The 1,653-nt window shown below is 57.1% G+C and carries 2 protein-coding genes and 1 pseudogene; all 3 read right to left on the bottom strand.

Features of this window, described 5'->3' with window-relative positions:
- Window positions 1-341: pseudogene (locus VGE80_RS19505) on the bottom strand (hypothetical protein); the annotation flags it as partial.
- Window positions 338-883, bottom strand: a complete 546-nt coding sequence (locus VGE80_RS19510) for a DUF3341 domain-containing protein (protein WP_373651532.1) — start codon at window positions 881-883, stop codon at window positions 338-340. The pseudogene VGE80_RS19505 and the gene VGE80_RS19510, both read right to left, overlap by 4 nt.
- A 2-nt stretch (window positions 884-885) precedes the next feature.
- Window positions 886-1,653, bottom strand: a 768-nt coding sequence (gene nrfD / locus VGE80_RS19515) for an NrfD/PsrC family molybdoenzyme membrane anchor subunit (protein ID WP_440593822.1), incomplete at its 5' end; no start/stop codon positions are given.

The raw sequence follows: 1,653 nt of genomic DNA on the forward strand, positions 1-1,653 counted from the left end.
GCCGGATTCCGATCGTATAGTCCCTGAAACGCCGCTTCAGGAATGCGGACCGCAAGTCCGTCTCCCTGCTTTCCGGTGTAAAAGGGCTGATCCTCGCGTAGATTCCCCCGGGCAATTGTCCCTTCGACAGGCGGGCGCGCAGACAAGCCATCCCTGAAAAAATGACTCTGTTCCAGCGGTTCGTAGCGCGGCTGGTCATACATATCAAGACGGTCGCAGCCCAGCGTCGCCCCGAGCACCAGTCCCCAGATCAACAGACGGGTTCGCCGATCCGGAAGCCTACGCGGATTGGCCGAGAAAATCCTGCAGCCGTGCACCAGCGTCGATCGTCTGATCTTCATGGCTGCACCTCATGCACGCGGGATGTTAACTGCTCCAGAAATCGACGTGTTTCATCGAGTCGGAATAGAGGGTCCTTTGCCTGGATACAGAGGAAGAAGCGATCACGCGAGGCGAGGCTGAACTCGGGGACCTCAAACAGAGGGTGGTTGGGATGAGGCAAACCATTCAGCGCCAGCATCCCGAAGAACGTCGCGAAGGCCGCACCCAGCACGGTCATTTCGAATGTAATCGGAATAAATGCGGGCCAGCTGTGCAGCGGACGCCCTCCGACGTCAAGCGGGTAACTGATCACGGACGAGTAGTACAGCATGTAGTACGCTGCACTCCCGCCGATCAGTCCCCCCAGCAGCACCAGGAACGGCAAACGCGTTGGCTTTTGTCCGAGTGCTTCGGAAAGCCCCTCGACGGGAAACGGGGTATAACCGTTCATTGACCGATAGCCGGTGTCGTACGCCTTCTGCGCTGCGTGGATGATCTCTTCAGGATGATCGAATTCCGCCAGCAAGCCGTAGATTTTTTCTGGTTGCGAGGGGATCGCCATGGTTACGTCTCCTCGCTTGATTCGTGGACCAGTGTTCTCAATTCAAAAATGGAGATGACGGGCAGCAGGCGAACGAAGAGGAACAGGAGTGTAAAGAATAGTCCAATGGAGCCGACGAAGTGGGTGTAATCCCAGACGGTCGGGTAGTACATCCGCCAGGCCGAGGGAAGAAAGTCGCGATGCAGGCTGACGACCACGATAATGAAGCGTTCCAGCCACATTCCCACATTGACCAGCAGGGATACCACAAACAGCACGGGGATGCTGCGTCGCAGTTTGCGGGACCAGAACAACTGCGGGGCCAGAACGTTACAGGCGATCAAACCCCAGTAACTCCAACCATAGGGGCCGAGCAAGCGATTGATTGCGAGATAGCGTTCGAATTCGTTTCCACTGTAGTATTCAAAGAAGATCTCGGCCGCATACCCATAGAACATCATGCAGCCGGTCGCGAGAATCACCTTCGCCATGTTTTCCAGATGACGGAGCGTGACGAAGTCCTGAAGCGTATAAATCGATCGCAGAGGAATCATCAGCGTCATTACCATCGCGAAGCCTGAGAAGATCGCCCCGGCGACGAAGAACGGTGAGGAAAAGGTGGTGTGCCACCCCGGCACGATCGCCGCCGCGAAGTCCATCCCTACGATACTGTGGACCGAGACCACCAGCGGCGTCGCCAGGGCCGCCATGAGCAGATAGGCCACTTCATAACGCTGCCAGTGCTTGGCCGAACCGCGCCAGCCGAGAGCCATGATCCCGTAGACAATCTG

The sequence above is a fragment of the Schlesneria sp. genome, assembly GCF_036405755.1.
Lineage (GTDB): Bacteria > Planctomycetota > Planctomycetia > Planctomycetales > Planctomycetaceae > Schlesneria > Schlesneria sphaerica.

What these genes read in the sequence shown, in the direction of transcription:
- VGE80_RS19510 (WP_373651532.1), bottom strand. Translation starts at nt 883, where the DNA reads ATGGCGATCCCCTCGCAACCAGAAAAAATCTACGGCTTGCTGGCGGAA.